This window comes from Lysinibacillus sp. NPDC097287, from assembly GCF_044761695.1.
Taxonomy (GTDB): Bacteria; Bacillota; Bacilli; order Bacillales_A; family Planococcaceae; genus Lysinibacillus.
Genome location: NZ_JBIWCX010000001.1, coordinates 420,907 through 439,421, shown reverse-complemented (window position 1 = coordinate 439,421; position 18,515 = coordinate 420,907). Strand labels below are relative to the sequence as shown.

The 18,515-nt window shown below is 36.0% G+C and carries 18 protein-coding genes and 1 other annotated feature; of the genes, 10 read left to right on the top strand and 8 right to left on the bottom strand.

What is annotated here, in order from left to right:
• Positions 1-125 precede the first annotated feature (125 nt).
• The 4 genes from glnA (at position 126) to ACIQ2D_RS02040 (ending at position 4,994) form a co-directional block, all read left to right on the top strand.
• Complete coding sequence (glnA, locus tag ACIQ2D_RS02055; RefSeq protein WP_402858614.1) at positions 126-1,460, top strand: type I glutamate--ammonia ligase; 1,335 nt, start codon at positions 126-128, stop codon at positions 1,458-1,460.
• Positions 1,461-1,604: 144 nt separating this feature from the next.
• Entirely contained in the window at positions 1,605-1,835 is a 231-nt protein-coding gene (locus ACIQ2D_RS02050) for a PepSY domain-containing protein (RefSeq protein WP_402858611.1), read from the top strand.
• Between the two features lie 813 nt (positions 1,836-2,648).
• The gene (locus ACIQ2D_RS02045; RefSeq protein WP_038187584.1) at positions 2,649-2,852 is read left to right on the top strand and encodes a cold-shock protein; all 204 of its coding nucleotides are present in this window, start codon (positions 2,649-2,651) and stop codon (positions 2,850-2,852) included.
• 657 nt (positions 2,853-3,509) lie between these two features.
• Positions 3,510-4,994, top strand: a complete 1,485-nt coding sequence (locus ACIQ2D_RS02040) for an aldehyde dehydrogenase family protein (protein WP_402858608.1) — start codon at positions 3,510-3,512, stop codon at positions 4,992-4,994.
• Between the two features lie 378 nt (positions 4,995-5,372).
• Here the strand turns inward: ACIQ2D_RS02040 and ACIQ2D_RS02035 are convergent, their stop codons facing one another.
• The 3 genes from ACIQ2D_RS02035 to ACIQ2D_RS02025 form a co-directional block, all read right to left on the bottom strand.
• A complete protein-coding gene (locus tag ACIQ2D_RS02035) occupies positions 5,373-5,753 on the bottom strand; it encodes a GtrA family protein (RefSeq protein ID WP_402858605.1) in 381 nt (126 codons plus the stop codon).
• 4 nt (positions 5,754-5,757) lie between these two features.
• On the bottom strand, positions 5,758-6,693 hold the full coding sequence (locus ACIQ2D_RS02030) for a glycosyltransferase family 2 protein (RefSeq protein WP_402858603.1): 936 nt from the start codon (positions 6,691-6,693) through the stop codon (positions 5,758-5,760).
• A 278-nt stretch (positions 6,694-6,971) separates the two neighbouring features.
• Entirely contained in the window at positions 6,972-8,513 is a 1,542-nt protein-coding gene (locus ACIQ2D_RS02025; RefSeq protein ID WP_402858600.1) for a glucosyltransferase domain-containing protein, read from the bottom strand.
• Between the two features lie 596 nt (positions 8,514-9,109).
• On the opposite strand from ACIQ2D_RS02025, the gene ACIQ2D_RS02020 reads away from it, so the two are divergent.
• Positions 9,110-9,832, top strand: a complete 723-nt coding sequence (locus ACIQ2D_RS02020) for an SDR family NAD(P)-dependent oxidoreductase (protein ID WP_402859204.1) — start codon at positions 9,110-9,112, stop codon at positions 9,830-9,832.
• 93 nt (positions 9,833-9,925) lie between these two features.
• Here ACIQ2D_RS02020 and ACIQ2D_RS02015 read toward each other — a convergent pair whose 3' ends face one another.
• The gene (locus ACIQ2D_RS02015; protein ID WP_402859201.1) at positions 9,926-11,287 is read right to left on the bottom strand and encodes a sodium-dependent transporter; all 1,362 of its coding nucleotides are present in this window, start codon (positions 11,285-11,287) and stop codon (positions 9,926-9,928) included.
• A gap of 292 nt (positions 11,288-11,579) precedes the next feature.
• Positions 11,580-11,807, bottom strand: a binding site (T-box leader).
• 175 nt (positions 11,808-11,982) lie between these two features.
• The gene (locus ACIQ2D_RS02010) at positions 11,983-12,504 is read right to left on the bottom strand and encodes a dihydrofolate reductase family protein (RefSeq protein WP_402858597.1); all 522 of its coding nucleotides are present in this window, start codon (positions 12,502-12,504) and stop codon (positions 11,983-11,985) included.
• 118 nt (positions 12,505-12,622) lie between these two features.
• On the opposite strand from ACIQ2D_RS02010, the gene ACIQ2D_RS02005 reads away from it, so the two are divergent.
• Entirely contained in the window at positions 12,623-13,561 is a 939-nt protein-coding gene (locus tag ACIQ2D_RS02005; protein ID WP_402858594.1) for a helix-turn-helix transcriptional regulator, read from the top strand.
• Positions 13,562-13,852: 291 nt separating this feature from the next.
• Here ACIQ2D_RS02005 and ACIQ2D_RS02000 read toward each other — a convergent pair whose 3' ends face one another.
• Together ACIQ2D_RS02000 and ACIQ2D_RS01995 are read right to left on the bottom strand one after the other, a co-directional pair.
• Positions 13,853-14,383 carry a GNAT family N-acetyltransferase gene (locus ACIQ2D_RS02000; protein WP_402858591.1) on the bottom strand — a complete coding sequence of 177 codons (531 nt, stop codon included), beginning with the start codon at positions 14,381-14,383 and terminating at the stop codon, positions 13,853-13,855.
• 307 nt (positions 14,384-14,690) lie between these two features.
• Positions 14,691-15,188 carry a CotD family spore coat protein gene (locus tag ACIQ2D_RS01995; protein WP_402858588.1) on the bottom strand — a complete coding sequence of 166 codons (498 nt, stop codon included), beginning with the start codon at positions 15,186-15,188 and terminating at the stop codon, positions 14,691-14,693.
• A gap of 341 nt (positions 15,189-15,529) precedes the next feature.
• Between ACIQ2D_RS01995 and ACIQ2D_RS01990 the strand changes: the two genes are divergently transcribed.
• Both ACIQ2D_RS01990 and ACIQ2D_RS01985 read left to right on the top strand, forming a co-directional pair.
• The gene (locus ACIQ2D_RS01990) at positions 15,530-15,877 is read left to right on the top strand and encodes a hypothetical protein (protein ID WP_402858585.1); all 348 of its coding nucleotides are present in this window, start codon (positions 15,530-15,532) and stop codon (positions 15,875-15,877) included.
• 112 nt (positions 15,878-15,989) lie between these two features.
• Positions 15,990-16,214, top strand: coding sequence for a hypothetical protein (locus ACIQ2D_RS01985; RefSeq protein WP_402858582.1), 225 nt, complete (start codon positions 15,990-15,992; stop codon positions 16,212-16,214).
• 94 nt (positions 16,215-16,308) lie between these two features.
• On the opposite strand, the gene ACIQ2D_RS01980 is transcribed toward ACIQ2D_RS01985, so the two are convergent.
• Complete coding sequence (locus tag ACIQ2D_RS01980) at positions 16,309-17,148, bottom strand: S-layer homology domain-containing protein (protein ID WP_402858579.1); 840 nt, start codon at positions 17,146-17,148, stop codon at positions 16,309-16,311.
• A gap of 390 nt (positions 17,149-17,538) precedes the next feature.
• Here ACIQ2D_RS01980 and ACIQ2D_RS01975 point away from each other — a divergent pair, with 390 nt between their 5' ends.
• Positions 17,539-17,826, top strand: a complete 288-nt coding sequence (locus ACIQ2D_RS01975; protein ID WP_402858576.1) for a hypothetical protein — start codon at positions 17,539-17,541, stop codon at positions 17,824-17,826.
• Positions 17,827-18,061: 235 nt separating this feature from the next.
• A complete protein-coding gene (locus ACIQ2D_RS01970; protein ID WP_402858573.1) occupies positions 18,062-18,493 on the top strand; it encodes a diguanylate cyclase in 432 nt (143 codons plus the stop codon).
• Positions 18,494-18,515 lie beyond the last annotated feature (22 nt).

Genomic DNA, 18,515 nt, shown 5'->3' with positions numbered 1-18,515 from the left:
AAGTGTGCTAGCACACTTGTTAGGAATCTCCAGCGTTTGTCGGGTATGAACAGGCACCTCTTCGCTTTACTTAATAGATTCGGGTAATGATATAAGCTAGACAATTTATAGGAGTGTGGAAAACTGTGGGTAAATACACAAAAGAGGACATTAAGCGTCTAATCGAAGAAAAACATGTTAATTTTATTCGTCTACAATTTACAGATATTCTTGGCACAATTAAAAACGTTGAAATTCCTGTAAGCCAACTAGACAAAGCACTAGACAACAAAATGATGTTTGACGGCTCATCAATTGAAGGTTTCGTTCGTATCGAAGAATCAGATATGTATCTATTTCCAGATTTAGATTCTTTCGTAGTGTTCCCTTGGACTTCTGAAAAAGGGAAAGTAGCGCGTTTTATCTGTGACGTCTACACTGCAAAAGGCGAACCATTCGCAGGTGACCCACGTAATAACTTAAAACGTATCTTAAAGAAAATGGAAGATATGGGCTTCACAAGCTTCAACTTAGGGCCTGAGCCAGAGTTCTTCCTATTCAAATTAGATGAAAAAGGCGAGCCAACTTTAGAAGTTAACGATCACGGTGGTTACTTCGACTTAGCACCAACTGACCTTGGTGAAAACTGCCGTCGCGATATCGTGTTAGAGCTAGAAGAAATGGGCTTTGAAATTGAAGCATCTCACCATGAAGTAGCACCTGGCCAACATGAAATCGACTTTAAGTATGCAGATGCAATCACAGCTTGTGATAACATCCAAACATTCAAATTAGTTGTCAAAACTATTGCTCGTAAACATGGCTTACATGCAACGTTCATGCCAAAACCATTATTCGGCGAAGCTGGCTCTGGTATGCACTTCAACGTTTCTTTATTTAATGGCAAAGAAAATGCATTTTATGATGAATCAACAGAACTTGGCCTTTCTGAAACAGCTATGCAATTCATGGCGGGTGTACTTACACACGTTCAAGGCTTCACAGCTGTTACAAACCCAACAGTTAACTCTTATAAACGCTTAGTACCTGGTTATGAAGCTCCATGTTACGTGGCATGGTCGGCTCAAAACCGTTCACCACTTATCCGTATCCCATCTGCACGTGGTCTTTCAACTCGTGTTGAGGTACGTTCAGTGGACCCAGCAGCAAACCCATACCTAGCAATGGCTGTTATTTTAGAAGCGGGCCTTGAAGGGATCCGTAAAAGATTAACACCACCAGCTGCAATTAACCGCAATATCTATGTAATGTCTGAAGAAGAGCGCCAAGCAAATGGTATCGAAAATTTACCACCTGCACTTGATGACGCTTTAGCATTACTTGCAAAAGACAAAGTGGCGCAAGAAGCTCTAGGCGAGCACATCTACGCGAACTTCAAAGAAGCAAAAGAAATCGAGTTCGACATGTACCGTACAACAGTACACCAATGGGAACGCGACCAATATTTAAAAATGTATTAATCAAAAGCGTTGGGGCTATAGGCTCCAACGCTTTTCTTTTTTGAATTAATTTGTGTATGCCGTTAAATTGATAGAAGAGGAGAACCAATAATTTACTGCTTACATACTATAAGGATATGTATTTAGAGTGAGGAGGATATCTTTTTGGTCAATCAAATGCCTTCATATAGTCAACGAATTTCTCTCCAACAAGCAATGCAAATCGCACAACAAAGGGTACCAGGTCAAATCATACATTATGGAATGGATATGGAAAATGGTGTTTTAGTGTATGAAATCTTTATTTTGACATCCCAAAACAGGATATATGAAGTAGAGGTAAATGCGAAAACAGGAATGATTCGTAAAATTGAAGAGGAAAATGATTTTGATTGAAGCATGATTAAAACACCCTACAAGCAACTTTTGTCCTGACCTAAGTTTCTATTAAATATATAAGAATAGAAATCGTATAGCCGTACACCACTTGGAATGCGATAAATATTTAATAACGAATTAATCAAAAAAGGTTGTCTTAGAAAGTTATTACGGACTTTCAGAGACAACCCTTTTGTTCTATTTGTTCACTATACTTAAATGCCGAAATGTTTAATACGTAGTATATCAGAAAGATGTATAGCTATTATTATGCATACTTCATTTTTATTTTCACCGATTTTGAGAAACATTTCGTAATGGTTTTAATCTGCATATGCCTCTGAAGCATGAATATGAGAAGCGCTTCATTACCAAAAGGAATCGTATTCATATGGATAAAGGAGAGCGCTTTAACAAAATTCTTTTAATCGTTTCTTTTTGTTGCTTTATGCAGGAGGATAGAAAATCAAGGTAGCAACGACGTGTTTGCATGATGGCTGAAAACATGTAAAAGAGGAAATTCAGGTGTTTCGAGAAGCAAATAATGCTTTGTTAGATAGGGGCGTTCAAGGGAGTGCTCGATTCGGAACTATCCTCAAAATTTAACCAATTAACTATGAACGTATTGTTGAAAGTTAATAAGCTCGTTTTTGCACTAGACAAATATGATTATTTATTATATAATAAATGTAATAAGATCGTTTACAAGAAACAATGAATTCACATATTACAAAGAGTAATCATGTATTGTTCGATACTTTTTGTAATGTGTGAATTTTTTCTTTTGAAGAAATATGATATTATTTAATACAATTAATGGAGGTCATTTAAATGACACAACAAGGTACAGTAAAATGGTTTAACGCAGAAAAAGGTTTCGGTTTCATCGAAGTAGAAGGCGGAAACGACGTATTCGCTCACTTCTCAGCTATCCAAGGTGAAGGTTTCAAATCACTTGACGAAGGTCAAAAAGTTGAATTTTCAGTAGAAGATGGTCAACGTGGACCACAAGCTACAAACATCGTAAAACTTTAATTTTAATGATGTAACTATAAAAGAGGTATCCTTTCATTAGGATGCCTCTTTTTTGTATAAGAACAAAGTCGAATCTAAAAGAACATAGATTCAATTTTGTTTTTTATCTAAATTACCAATGTTAAAAAGTCTTTTTAACTAGTTAATGTTGTGAATAGATTTACGTTAATTTACGACCATTTGATTATTTTCACTCCACTTTTCCATTTCTCGCTCCACCGCTCGATTTTGCCACTCAAATCAAATGCCCGAACATTCACTGCAATGGATATCTACCCCACTATTTTTATATAAATTATTCTAAATTTTAAAGTATGGCTCACCTGATGTTAGAAATAAATTGTATCCCATTAAGTTAAGTTGAATTATTCACATACGATTAGCCGAAGTTCTCATTAAACCACTTATTCTTTAATGCTTTTCATCATCCTTAATGACATATTTTTCGCTGTGCTAGCTTTGCTTCTGTTTTACAATATTTCAACCTGTATATTATCTGTTTTGTTAATAAATCTAAAACCAATCCCTTGAAATACTATTCTGATATGTTCGATATTTCACAAGCGTTTTGTTTGAAACTCAGTTTTAACAACTATATACTGTCGTTAACTAGTGAAGTATAACTTTACTAAAATAATTAATAGAGGTGTTAACTTCATGAAAACAGATAAGGCAAATATTATAGATTCACAGTACAAATTATATATTAATGGAGAATGGACTGAAGGTTCTGAAGGGAAAACAATTGCTGCTTACAATCCAAGTAATGGTGAAAAGCTAGCTGATTTCATCGACGCGAGTTATGCAGATGTAGATGCAGCCGTTGAAGCTGCTCAAAATGCCTTTAAAACGTGGAAGCACGTGAGTATTGAAGAGCGTAGCAAGTTACTTATTAAAATTGCGGACTTAATCGATGAAAATCGTGAGCATCTTGCAATGGTTGAAACATTAGACAACGGAAAACCTCTACGTGAGACGATGAATGCCGACGTGCCACTAAGTGCAGATCACTTCCGTTACTTCGCTGGTGTTATCCGATCTGAAGAAGGTACTGCTCAACAATTAGACGACAATAACTTAACATTAACATTGAAAGAACCAATTGGTGTTGTTGGTCAAATTATTCCTTGGAATTTCCCACTACTTATGGCGGCGTGGAAAATTGCACCAGCTATTGCAGCAGGGAACACAGTTGTTATCTCTCCATCATCAACAACTTCACTGAGCATTTTAGAACTAGCGAAAATCTTAGACCAAGTTTTACCGGCAGGTGTTGTAAACGTTGTAACTGGTCGTGGATCACACTCTGGTGACTACATGCTACATCACGAAGGCTTTGCTAAATTAGCATTTACAGGCTCAACAGATATTGGTTACTTAGTTGCCAAAGCTGCAGCTGATCGCTTAATCCCTGCAACATTAGAGCTTGGTGGAAAATCAGCAAACATCTTCTTCAACGATGCAAACTGGGAACGTGCGGTTGAAGGGGCAACAAACGGTATTTTATTCAACCAAGGACAAGTATGTTCAGCAGGTTCTCGTATCTTCGTACAAGCTGGAATTTACGATAAATTTTTAACAGCATTAAAAGAGAAATTCGAAAGCGTAAAAGTTGGTTTACCATGGGAAGATGGCACACAAATGGGCGCACAAATTAACCAACGCCAATTAGAAAAGATTTTAGAATACGTGAAAATCGGTCAAGAAGAAGGGGCAACACTTGTAACTGGTGGTTACCAATTACAAGATCAAGGTCTTGAGAATGGTGTATTCATGGCGCCAACAATTTTAGCAGGTACAAATGATTTACGCATCGCACAAGAAGAAATCTTTGGACCTGTAGCAACAGTCATCAAATTTGAAACTGAGGAAGAAGTAATCGCAATGGCGAATGATTCTGAATTTGGTCTTGGTGGCGGAGTTTGGACAAGTAACATAAACACAGCTCTACGTGTAGCTCGTAGTGTTGAAACAGGTCGTATGTGGGTAAATCAATATTCAAATTTCTCTGCGGGTGCTCCATTTGGCGGTTATAAAAAATCAGGTATCGGTCGTGAAACTTACAAATCAATATTAGATGCATACACACAAACAAAAAACATCTTCATTAACACTAAAGAAGATGCAGATGGATTATACTAATAAATAGAATAGATATGTCCTATAGGTTCATAAATAATAGGGGTGTAGAAAAAACAACTCCTTATTCTTAGGCCGCCGAAAAAAACATTTCTTAAAATAAGCGCTCCTTCCATCGTTGATTACATCAATGATGAAAGGAGCGCTGTTATTATTTATCAGGTGGGGATTAGCTGCCATGAAATAACGATAGGAAATAAAAATCAAGAGACAAACTTTACTTTTTCGAAGTTGAAAAAGTAAAGTTTTTTCAATTCGTGAGAGTTGTTATAAAGAAGAAGTGGAGAGAAAAAAGCTATTAAGTCTCGATTAAATCGACAGAACTAAGGAAACTAGAAGCGTTATATTAAACAGAAGAAATGACCTACGCCAGCACCACTTCTACTTTTTCAATATTTTTTTAGAGATAATAAAGGTAAATGGAATCGCTGCAAAAGATGCAATTAAAGGTGAAATTGTTTCATTCAATTTTAATATATCAACTAGAACGTAAACTCCTAACGTTGTTACAGTAATGTTAACGACATATGTCATTGGGAATTGCATAAATTTTTTCCACGTTGGTTTCGTACGATAGGTAAAATATGAATTCAAAAAGAATGAACCTACCATGCTAATTAAAAACGCTAATATATGTGAAATCATATAATTGAAATGACATACATGTAAAAATAACAAATACAAAATGTAGTAATTAGCAGTATTCATAACCCCAACAACAATAAATCGTAGTATTTCTAAATTAAAAAACTTCTTCAACATACGTTTATTCCTCACTATCGTTCATTTCAGAAGTTTTTTTGACAATATAATGTGGTCGTTGCTTTACTTCGTAGTAGATACGACCAATATATTCACCGACAATGCCCATGAAAAATAATTGTAGTCCACCGATTAGTAAGATGGCAGCGATTGTCGTAAAGTAACCGGGTACATCTACCCCTAACATAATAATTCGCACTAGCATAAAAAGTACATATAAAATATCAAAAAAGGTTACGATTAATCCCAAATAAATTGCGATTCGTAGTGGTTTATTATTAAAAGAAATGACCCCATCAATACCGTAATTCAGTAGATGCGTAAAAGCCCATTTGCTGTCTCCATCTTCACGCACAACATTGTCATATTCAATAATATATTCATTAAAACCAATCCAAGAAAATAAGCCTTTTGAAAAACGATTAAATTCTTTTAGTTGTAGCAAGCTATCTACTGCTTTTCTGCTCAATAGCCTAAAATCTCCTATACCATCCGTCAGTTCCACATCAACAAGAGAATTGATAATTTTGTAATACATTCTCGTGAAAAGTGAGCGTGAAAAAGCTTCTCCGTGGCGATTCCTTTTGGCAATAACTTGATCGTAGCCAAGTTTGGCCTTTTCAACCATTTCAGGAATTAATGACGGTGGATGCTGTAAATCTGCATCCATGAGTATAACATTATCACCCTTTGCATAAGTCATACCTGCAAGCATAGCAGCCTCTTTGCCAAAATTTTTACTAAATGACACGAAACGAACTCGGCTATCTTTGCTTGCTAAGCTATCCATTATTTGTTGCGTCTTATCTTTACTACCATCATTAATGAGCAATAATTCGAAAGAAAAATCGCAATAACGTAGCGTTTCTTGAACTTTCATATAAAATTTTTCTAATGTTTTTTCCTCATTATAGCAAGGAACAACAATTGACAGCTTCATAACGCACCCACCTATATAAATAGATATCCATTTTTATCACAAATAGAGAACGTTTTATACTAGCAACTTTCTTAACCATACAAGAATAAAAATCACACTAGTACTACTACTGTGATTATCACCATCATACATTCAAAGAATTCAATTGTGTCTAATGTTTTCTGTGCAAGCTAGCTGTACATAAGTTACCAGCCGGAACGGAAATCAGCCCCAAGTTCTGGCGATGGACTAATTAAAAGGTACCTAAGTATTGCACTTAGGTACCTTTTCAAATCTGCTTAATGAAATTTAATCATCACAATATCATCAAAGACTCGTATCGAATCTTTTGCTGGCCATAAGCCCATTTCCTCAAACTCTTTCGTCTGATAAATCGCCTGCATCTCTTCTTCTGATGCCGCATCAATACGATAGCCAAGAAAATTTTCTAACATCGATTTGTAATGATATGGAGCCGTTAAAACGGTATCCCCCATTGCACCAGTCATAACAGGAATACTTTGAGGCAATATCTCAAAGGCAAGCTTGGTTTTCATCGGAACTCTTCCTGAAACAGCAATTTTTTTAATATCTCCATAATCATCTAATTGTTCAATGCGAGTTAATATTCGAGAACCTAGATTTAATGATTTTTCAAAACGTAACTCCATATTGAAATAAGAAATATTGGCAATTAAACTAAAATTAAAAATCGATAAACTTAATACGAGGACTATCATCCAAGCCATAGCTTTTTCAAACATAGCTGGTTTTAGCTCGTCTAATGCTTCGTAATAAAGAACTAAAAATATATAGGTTGTGCTGATGCTAAACACCATCAGCATATGATAACCAACATCAGGTGAGATGAAAAATAAAACATAATAGCTAATTGGCAAGGTACATGTGAGAATTACCAAAGCAACCATTTGACTTATTTTTTTATATAATTGTTTTTTTAATATCCATATAGGTAAAAAAATTGCGATTAAGATGAAAATGATGGCATTTAATATCTCAAAAAAATTAAATTGTTGGGATGTTGTATAACTATAGAAGAAGAAACCCTTTAGTTGTTGAAATATAATAGGGAGCTTACCTGGGAAATCGCTAAGAGAAACTGCTCCAACCTTATCTAAACCTTGGTAGTTTGTGATTGCACCCCCGAGCACATTTGTATAGAGTTTGTACACCACAAAATAAAAACCCATACCAACTGTACCCATCAGACCAAAACGACCAACTAGTTGCCACAAGTGCTTGTTTTGAATTGAGGTAAATAAAATACAATAAACGAGATATAAAGTGATGAATGCCATTGCAATCGACAAATTCGCTTGGTAAATACCAACCGCTAGTCCTAGTAGAATAGCCCCTACTAAAAATCCAAATTTATACGCTCGAGTTAATACAATAGCTAGCATCGTAAATAAAATACCAAGCATATAACCATCAGCTGTATATAAATATGCGAATGTCGAAGAAACACTAGGGAATGCTACTATTATCCCAGCCACAATAATGATTGAAAGCTTCTTTTTTAAGTTAAATAAAATGACCACACAAACAGCGGACAATGCTAAAAAAAGAATCGATAATAACCCGATCACCCAAGGTAAATCAAAAAATGTACTCATGCCACTTGCAGGGCCTAAGAAAAATCGACCCGAGACTAATTTTGCTTGTGTATTATAAATATTTATCATGCCATCATGATTGGGTAATCTATTTAAAAATACATAAGCATGTGTCAAAAATCCAATGATAATCGCGGAGAAAAACGCTAACCACCACTCTGGCTTAATGTTATTTTTCATTTTTGTTAAAAACTGTTCTGGCATTTTGTCCTCCCAAAAAAAATTCTCATTCATTTTATAAAAATATACAAAATTATATCAATAATGGCCCTAGACTAAGTTCAGTACTTGACAGCACATTCCACTACAGGCGGACGCTTTCCAGGGGGCGAGCCTTGAGCCGCTTCGTCGCTGTGCTCCTGCAGGGTCTCAAGCTGCTCGCTAATCCTCTAGGAGTCGCCGCCTTTCGTTCCATGTGCTTACTTATAGCAATGTTTACTCTAAATCAAGCACATATTATGACGATGATCCACAATAATATTACAAAAAATATTAAAAGGTGGGTAATTTGAATCTCAGTTGGCATTGTATCTTCTTTTAGTATAGACTTTGTAATTTACTACAAACCCATGTATTCAAAAATAACTTAGCGCTAGTAACTTAAGTCCGATTCGACTTTTCTACAATTTAGTTTGAATAACCTTTTTTTAGCTGATTACGCAAACATGCTGACTCTTCCATTTAATGGGGTATTTAGTTTTTGTAAAAAGTGAATTTACATAAAAACAGTTTGTTTGTATGTAAATTACGAATGGTGGTAATATTTTCATAAATCTTATGGTTAGGAAGGGCTGATTCAAATCGTGAAAAATTATATTGTATTTGGAGCTAGTAAAGGTCTAGGAGACGCATTTGTTAAAGGTTTACCGAATGTTGGAGATCAGGTGTGGATTGTCTCTAGAAGCAGACCTAATAGCTTAGACATAAATGATGGCGTTCAGCGGATATGGTTGGAAGCCGATTTATCACAACCAAGTAATAGATACATAATTACAGAAGCTCTTCAAAATGAAAGAATAGATGTACTCATTTATAATGTCGGGGTTTGGGAAAAGGAAGGGTTTGAAGACCATTACAATTTTGAACTAGACGAGCTAGAAGATATTGCTTCGATCATTAATATAAATCTTACATCTACAATAACTTATATCCAAGCCTTGTTGCCAAATCTAAGAAGGTCTAATAGTGGAAAGATCATCTTGATTGGATCAACTGCAGGGTTAGATCATACTAATAGTTCTCAAGTGTCTTTCGTAACTTCGAAATTTGGATTACGTGGGATTACAAATGCCCTGCGCGAACATGTTAGGAAAGATAAAATTGCTGTTACTTGCATTAATCCAGGTGAACTAGCAGCTGAAATACCGTTTGAAGAAGGTGCTGAAAAAGCCATTTCTGAATATAACGGTACGCGTATACCGGTCCAAGATATTGTCTCTCTCGTCAAATGTGTTGTAAATTTATCAAATGTTGCATGCGTCAAAGAAATTAATGTACCAGCCATTACAGACCTAAACGCATGATGATTTAAAAAGTGCTGAAAGTTAGGCAGAATCTCTGCTAACTGTCAGCACTTTTATTGCTATATAAGCACTTAAATAGTGGGTGGTGTCATCCTAAAAAAGTGCAATGATTTTATCAAGTATGCCTGTAATATCAAGGAATACGATGATAATAACTAGAGGTATAATATACTTCATAATGAAGAACCAAATATTAAAGGCAGTGGCTCCTAGACGAGAATGCTGTAAAAGTTCCTCTTGCAAAGTGCTTTTCTTAATCTTCAGTGTTACGAAAATAGAGATTAAGAATACACCAAGTGGCATTAAAATATTACTAACTAAATAATCGGCTGAGTCAAAAATATTCTTCGAGAAGATTAAAATATCAGCCAATACACTATAAGATAATGCAGAAGGAACGCCTACTGCGAAGATTAAAGCACCAACAATATAGGCATATTTTGTACGTTGTTCTTCTTTTCCTTTAACAAGAGATGCAACAATAATCTCTAACATCGAAAAGGCAGAAGTTAATGTGGCAAATAAAAATAATGCTAAAAATCCTAGTAAGAAAGCTTCGCCAAAAATAATTTGATCGAATACAGCAGGTAAGACAACAAACAGTAAACCAGGTCCTTCAGCTGGTTCTAAACCTAGAGAAAAGACAGCTGGGAAGATGGCTAATCCTGCTAATAAAGCAATGAATAAATTCATAGAAACGATCGAAATCGCTGGTTGAATTAGGCTTTCTTTTTTCGATAGATATGAACTATACGTTACCATTACTGATACACCGATACTTAATGAGAAGAAGGCTTGCCCCATCGCAAACAGAATACTTTGTGATGTGATGCTTGAGAAATCGGGTGCTAGAAAGAATTTCACACCTTCCATCGCGTTATCGAGTGTAAGTGAGCGAATGATTAGAACAAAAAATAGGATAAATAATGCAGGCATCAAAATTTTACTAGCTTTTTCAATACCATTTTGAATCCCTTTTGCTACAACTAAAACTGTAAAAGCTAAAAATGCAAATTGAGCTACAATAACCAAGGTAGGATTTCCAATCGTTGCGTTAAAGACCGAACCATAATCTGCACCTTCACTAATTATTCCACCAACCAATCCTTTAGCAAAATAAATAACGATCCAACCGCCGATTACGCTATAGAAAGATAGTAATAGGAAGCAAGTAAATACCCCTAACTTTCCAATCCAATGCCAATTCGTATTTGGAGCTAAAGTACGATAAGCACTAATGGCTTCTTTTTGCGTGCTTCTACCAATAATAAATTCTGCTAATAACAGCGGAAAACCAATAAATAGTGAGAATAAAATAAATAGCAGGAAGAATGCCCCGCCTCCACTTACGCCAGTTACATAGGGTAGTTTCCAAATTGCGCCTACTCCTATGGCTGATCCAGCAGCAGATAAAATAAAACCAATCTTCGATGACCATTGCTGTGATGTTTGAATGCTAATCAATCCAATCTATTTTTGTATTTCGTGTCTTCTAAAAAATTTAGGCATTTTTTCAAAATAAGTACTTGAACACACATTCCACTAAGGGCGGTCGCGTTTCGCGGGCGTGGGCTGAGCCTCCTCATCGCTCGTACCTCGCTCTTGCGGGGTCTCAGCGCTCACGCTTATCCCGCTGGAGTCGCCGCCCTCCGTTCCATGTGCTTTACCTCGATATAAAATGATTCAAGAACAGATTTTGGTGTTGAGCCAAAATTAAAAGACAAAAAACCACGTCTCTATCTGTAACGATAGGGACGTGGCTGTTCACGCGGTACCACCCTAATTGGAAACAAAATCTGTTTCCCACTTGTTAAAGTAACGGTTTAATCCGTTTTTATACCACTTGTTCTAAGATGTAGTATAAAAAAAGCTCGAAGAATGAAATTCACACAGATCTTTGTATCAGTTTCCACCAACCACTGATTCTCTGCCAACAGGGAGATCTGGCTTAATATGTTCTTGTCATCGCTCATTTGATATTTAGAATAATAATCGAAATTATAGTATGATAATACCTCGAGGTCAAGTCCTTTTTCAGAATTTATTATTATTTGACAGAGTTGCCACGATTAGTTTCCTGCATACGCCAGATTTTGAGCCGGTTTAAATCCATTGATTATGGATAAGGAAAACTGTCAAATAACTGAACATTATTTTACTTTATAATGCAGCTGTACAAACTGTCCATAACGTTTTGTATCGACTAATTCTAAATCTATTTGTGGATTCTTTTCTTTAAATAATGGAATTCCAGAACCTAATATATGGGGTGTGACTGTAATAATGTATTCATCAATTAAATTTTCTTTTACAAAAGCATCGAGTATACCAGAGCCACCAACCATCCATATTTTAGAGCCTTGTTGTCCTTTTAACTTTTTGGTAAATGCTACGACATCTTCATTCACAAAATCCACGTATTCTGTTGAGCCTTGTTCAGAAGTTGTAAAGACATAGTTTTTCTTATCAGGATAAGGAAAAGCATCAGCATGTTCCATAACGTAGTCATATGTTCTTTTCCCCATAATCGTGGTATCGATCGAGTCATACATCTCTGTATAGCCATTGTCACCTTCACCCTCAGTTTCTTCTAACCACTGCAGGCCATCGTCTTCTTTCGCAATAAATCCATCTAAACTAACGCCAATATATAAAATAACTCCACGTGACATAATAAGTCCTCCTCAATATTATGAATATGTCCCTTATTGATAAAATTATAAGGTATACACTATACTAACTCTAAAACATGACAAGTAATGGCATGTTTAAAAGGTAAGGTGAAAAAAGTTGTCAAAAGCAAAACGTTTGTTAGATATTCTGATGTTTGTAAATGCGAAAAAGAAGTTTACAGCACAGGAAATAGCGGATGAATTTAAAATATCGATCCGTACAGTTCATCGATATATTTTGGATTTAAGTGAGATGGGTTTACCAATATACGCGGAGCAAGGTCGAAACGGGGGATATACAGTATTACCTAACAGACTGCTGCCGCCTATTTTATTTACAGAAGAAGAAGCGGTCGCCATCTTTTTTGCATTCCAATCACTTGGTTTTTATCGAAACTTACCTTTTGATGCTGAAACTAGTTCAGTTGCCCAAAAATTATATAGTTCACTACCAAGTGACACCAAAATAAAAATTGATAAAATGCGTTCCTATGTTGCCTTTTGGAGCCCTAAAAGATCCATTGAGACACCGTTATTGAAAGAAGTTTTAGAAGCGGCTATTGAAACAACAAATTTACGCATTCAATATGAATCACAATCAGGGGTGACCACAAAACATATTCGACCAATTGGTGTCTATGCCCATGATGGATTATGGTATTTACCTGCATATGATTATCGTAAGCAAAAAATTTTACTGTATCGTGTAGATCGCATTCATTCCATTCTATCAAAGGAAACAAATGATGACGGATTCATAAATTTAGAGCAATGGTTTGATTCGAATGAAGCACAAAAGCCAATTCGGTTGCACGTTCAGCTGACAATGGAAGGGGTACGTCAATGTAAAAGTGTACCTAGTTTTGAGGGGCTTGTTGTGACAAATGAAGATGGAACTGGATACATCGATTCAGATATTGATGAAGGGGAGATTAGTTTTATCACGCCATTATTTTATAGATTGGGCATGCATGCACGCATTTTAGAACCACAGGCATTAATAGATGGTTTGCGTACACACGCAGAAGAAATTTTAGCAATGTATCAAGATGAGTAGATTTAACTGAAAGTTGACATGTCTATCGTGTTGAAGTAATCACAAAATAAAATGGGCTATCCTAAAAGAAAAGATAGTATGCTGAACTTTTAGTATGCTTTTTTTGATATACAGGTAAAAATCCGCGTAGACTCCTGCGGGAATAGCACAAGAAGTAAGACGCAACAAACCGCACATAGCGAGGGTTGCGACTTACGCTGTGCCCGCGGAAAGCGAAGCGGATTTTTACCATATAGAAAGGTAGTTGTTCTGCTTAAAGGGACTTATTGGACATCCCCTGGGAAATCTAAATCAATCTGTTCTTAAGCGTGAGTACATATTGATGTCGATAAAGTTTCCTTTAGCTTTTTCATATTGTCTAAGTGTGCCTTCAAATGTGAAATTTAATTTGTGTAAAACTTTAATTGAGTTCACGTTTTCAGGCTCGACTTTTGCTTCAATTCGATTGAGCTCTAAAGTCTGGAAAGCATAATCTAATAAGGCGTTGATGCTTTCAGGAGCATAGCCTTTGCCCCAATATGCTTTAGCAATGTCATAACCAATTTCAGCTTTTTCACTTTCAAAGTCAATTGAATTAAACCCGCAACTTCCAATGATTTCGTTCGATTGTCGTTCAATTATCGTAAAGCGAATAGCTTTTTGATCCTGCGCTAATTCATCAAGAATCTCAATGATCTCTATAGCTTGATCTTCATGGGTAAAGCTCTCGATATTCATGAATTTCGTAACATCAGGATCAGACCAAATTTTATACAAATTTGGAGAATCAGCTAAGTTCATTTTTCGTAAATGTAATCTTTCTGTGTGTAGTTCTGTAATCAATACTTTTCCCTCCAATTTTTATAGACAGTTGGATAAAAAATATTGCTATCTGCGCATAGTTCAGTCCCTTCAAGTGTATGTAATAAACGTGGACGTTTATAGGAAAAGAAAGTTTCAAACATAGTTTATCATAACTTTATCTTAACTGACTGTGAAAAACTTGGGGAAAATAACGTAGAAATTAACTCGATAATAGCAGTCATACAAAAAGGCCAGGCATTAGCCTGGCGTATCAATGTGGTTTTTTTAAAAAAAGAAGGTAGTTGTAGAACGAGTCTGATTAAGAGAATGCGGCTTATTCTCTTGGCTATTTATCACATTTATGGTGGTGTGGTGTTTCGCACAGCGTATGATTTTCACAGCATTCATTTACAACGGATTCTGTTACTGGGAAATGGTGCTGATGATCGATGATGTGTTTGTTAACTGTTGTAACATGTGCTGGATGAACATGTGGAACAACTGTGTGCATGACATTTGTGCGAACGAATTGCTCTTGCGGTGAAAACTGAGTTGGAGCGACCTGAGTTGGCATCATTTGCGTTGAAAGCGGAGTTGCGCCAAACTGACCTGGACCAAATTGACCTGGACCAAATTGACCAGGCATCATTTGCGGTGAAAGCTGAGATGGACCATACTGACCAGGCATCATTTGCGGTGAAAGTTGAGATGGACCATACTGACCAGGCATCATTTGTGGTGAAAACTGAGATGCACCATATGGAGTTGGCATCATGTGAGATGGACAGCATTGAGGATTTCTTCCGTGGCAACCATGTGATTGGTGACGATTGCGTTTATTCATTTTTATAACCTCCTGTTTTGATTAGTTATGATTCTTAGTTAATATATGAGGTGTATGACTAATTGAACTATTTGTATGCCTATTCATAGCTAGGTGAATCTCTCAGTTTCTGTACTTTTCTAAAAAAGAGCCTGGAAAAGTGGTTTTATGCAATAGCTAAATCTGAAAGTTTAATATTGAAAATAACGTTTGGAAAATGAATTGCATTGTATTAAAATGTAGGCATTTTCATTATCTAAGGAAGCAGATTGTTAGGTTAGGAAAAGGCATGTTGGGCAACAATGATTTGTTTTTATTCCCAATTAATGTACGATGATAGCTAGGAGATGAGGGGGTATAGCATGAAAAAAGTAAATGTATTTATTACGGTAGCTTTATTAATGGCAGTTGGCGTATTGTATTATCTTTTTTCTGATTCCCGGTATGAGTTGGCAGAGGAAATGTATGATTTTCCTGTTCCAATAGGGGCAAAGCTCATAGCCAAAGAGGAAACCGAGTTTAGAAAAACATACGATTGGTCACCGGCTTCAGGTGATAATGGTATTCCACTTAGTTATAAATTGATTATCAAGAAAAATGGATGGAAACAAGGGCAGATAGATGGTACAAACGTTATTTATTCAAAAGGCAGTCATCAAATTAACCTCAACACTTCAACAAATTATTTATGTATGATTAAGGTCGAGTAGGAGGTAGATATGTGTTGCAATTGAAAATCAGTTTGCTTATGTGACACAGAGGATGCAGGTCGAGGCCAGTTGAAAATTTTATTGAAAATGTAGTGACTGAAGGAGGGGCAGAATGTATTTACTATTATCAATATTTTTGAGTATGGTTTTAGCCGTTATTCTATTGATGATGGGACCGCTGATAGGTGGGGTTATTACTTTTGGAATTATAGCTGGCTGCATATTTAGAGGCTTATATTTATTGAATGATATACATAAAAAAGTGGTGCCTTTATCGACTAAAAAAGATAAGGTCAAGGAAGCATATGAAGATTATTTAAAAGAACGTGATCAATGATTAAAACGAGCGATTGATAGGAAGGAATATATGATATAAAGGAAAAAGCGTCGGCCTGTGTGGCTCCGGCGCTTTTTCTATGCTGAAAATTAGTTTAGTTTGATTCACATGCCCAAGCATCATTATCGCGATCCATCTTAGGTGTATAGGCTGGATGCCCTTTTTGAACACCATTCGGATAATACTCTTTTAGAGCTGTACAGTTTTCAAAGGATGTTGGTGCGCCTGGAATAACGTAAGTGCCTGAGTCCAAGTCGGGTTGAGGTGCAGGACTTGGTGTTGGCTTTGGAGCTGGTGTTGGTGCAGGTTTTGACGCAGGTGTAGGAATTGCCACACCTGTTTCTTGGTAACGAATCGCACGTGCTAGAAATGCTGAAATATGTGCGCGTGTTAAGTTGTTTTGTGGTTTGAATGTACCATCAGAATAGCCTGTTGTGATGTTCGCAGCGGCTAGTTGTTTAACTGCGTCAAATGCAGTGTGTTTACTTGGCACGTCAGTGAATGTTTTGCTACCTGCAGGTAAGTCAAATGCACGTGCAATAAATGCCGCCATATGCCCTCGTGTTACTTGATCAGTCGGTTTAAATAGCCCCTTATCATAGCCATTGATAATACCAGCTTCAGCAGCAGATTGAATGTAGCCACTATTTTTGTTGGAAGATGGGACATCGTTAAATTTCGTTTCACGTGGTTTACCGTCAAGTTGTAATGCCTTGGCGATCATAACAGCCACATCTTCACGCGTGACGATAGTTGTTACACCAAAAGTAGACGATTCCTCGATTACTCCTTTTTCAAGCAGATACATGATATCGTCATAGTTTGTATGGGTTGTGGGCACATCTGAAAATCCAGCAGCAATTGGACTTTTTGCTGGAAGTAATAGTGAAAATGAAAGCAGAAAAACTAAAAACATAGCAATTTTTTTATTCATATTATTATTCTCCTCTAATATTTTATGAGTTTTACCTACTAATTCTAGGTATAATGTATATAGTTGTCAATAAAGGGTTGTAGGTGGAAATCAATTAGAGTTAGTGAGTGAAGAATAAGATGAATATTTCAGAACTAATTCCTAAATAAAAATGGAACTATTTAGAAGATGATTTGTAGTGAATAGTAAGGGGAAATGATAGATGAAATTAATAAGGTATTCATCGCAGCAACGATGCATGGAGTTTCAGGTTAGAAGATCTATTGAATTATTTTAGCGAATATGTTGTCCGAGTTGTGATAGTTGTACGTTAAGGAATATATCTAACTTCTAAATTTGGAGGTGTCAATCATATCAGATAAATTTCTGCATCAAGAGCAGATTGAAAAATTGCTTGCTATGAAAAAAACAGCGTGCCGTGAAACGACAATGAATGATATAGACCTTATTAGACAGAACCTAAAGCTTTTGATTGAGCATCATCGTAACAATGGTTTGGAAGTGGCATTAAGAGAGAGCTTGATGTTGCAAGAGCGTTTAGATGAGATGGAGATTATTGTTGAAAAAGAAACGGAACAACAAATTTTTTATACATTTAAACTGCCTCTGATTGCTAGGAAGAACTTAATCATACAGGATTCAGGCTTTATGACTGTCTATAAAAATAGCGTTAAATAGGTGATAAATGGAGATATTATAGGCTAGCTAACAGAGATTTTGGATTCATTTTTTTTTAGTTACCATTATTCTTTCGAGCGTAAAGTAATTAAAGACAAAAGAATCCATCATTATCTTTATTACCACGCTAATCATTGCATTTTTGCTTCTGATTATGGACTTATATTCATTAATCCATTGGAGTTCACCTTAAATCCAAATTGATAAAAATCTTAAAGTAGGGGGTGGTTATTTGATGTATAAAGCAACTACGCAAAAGCTGCTATTTGTATTTTTACTAGGAGTGGATTTAATACTTTTCTTCGGAAGCTTGGGAGATACAGGTTTTATGGTACTTACAATATTTTTGTCCCTTATTTGTGTGCTGATGTTTTTTGTGAAGTATGAGTTTCAAATAAATGAACAGACGCTGCTCTATCGCATCCAACTTTTCACTTTTGCGATTTATGTGAAACAAGCGAATGCAAAGGATGTTCAGATGATCCATTTTAAACGAGTTAGTTGGAATACGAGGATAGCCATCGTGAAATTATATAAAGGCTGGAATATGCGCATTGCGTTGTTTAGTCCAGACGCTGTTTTTGAAGAATTGGAGCGGTATGCTGAAAGAAATAACATCGCGATTAATAAAACTAAAGATTATAAGATTCTAAAGAAAATGGCTTAGCAGTATTTAGATGTTCTATATT

What these genes read in the sequence shown, in the direction of transcription:
- ACIQ2D_RS02040 (WP_402858608.1), top strand. Translation starts at nt 3,510, where the DNA reads ATGAAAACAGATAAGGCAAATATTATAGATTCACAGTACAAATTATAT.
- ACIQ2D_RS02045 (WP_038187584.1), top strand. Translation starts at nt 2,649, where the DNA reads ATGACACAACAAGGTACAGTAAAATGGTTTAACGCAGAAAAAGGTTTC.
- ACIQ2D_RS01995 (WP_402858588.1), bottom strand. Translation starts at nt 15,188, where the DNA reads ATGAATAAACGCAATCGTCACCAATCACATGGTTGCCACGGAAGAAAT.
- ACIQ2D_RS02030 (WP_402858603.1), bottom strand. Translation starts at nt 6,693, where the DNA reads ATGAAGCTGTCAATTGTTGTTCCTTGCTATAATGAGGAAAAAACATTA.
- ACIQ2D_RS01980 (WP_402858579.1), bottom strand. Translation starts at nt 17,148, where the DNA reads ATGAATAAAAAAATTGCTATGTTTTTAGTTTTTCTGCTTTCATTTTCA.
- ACIQ2D_RS02025 (WP_402858600.1), bottom strand. Translation starts at nt 8,513, where the DNA reads ATGCCAGAACAGTTTTTAACAAAAATGAAAAATAACATTAAGCCAGAG.
- ACIQ2D_RS01990 (WP_402858585.1), top strand. Translation starts at nt 15,530, where the DNA reads ATGAAAAAAGTAAATGTATTTATTACGGTAGCTTTATTAATGGCAGTT.
- ACIQ2D_RS01970 (WP_402858573.1), top strand. Translation starts at nt 18,062, where the DNA reads ATGTATAAAGCAACTACGCAAAAGCTGCTATTTGTATTTTTACTAGGA.
- ACIQ2D_RS02035 (WP_402858605.1), bottom strand. Translation starts at nt 5,753, where the DNA reads ATGTTGAAGAAGTTTTTTAATTTAGAAATACTACGATTTATTGTTGTT.
- ACIQ2D_RS02010 (WP_402858597.1), bottom strand. Translation starts at nt 12,504, where the DNA reads ATGTCACGTGGAGTTATTTTATATATTGGCGTTAGTTTAGATGGATTT.
- ACIQ2D_RS01985 (WP_402858582.1), top strand. Translation starts at nt 15,990, where the DNA reads ATGTATTTACTATTATCAATATTTTTGAGTATGGTTTTAGCCGTTATT.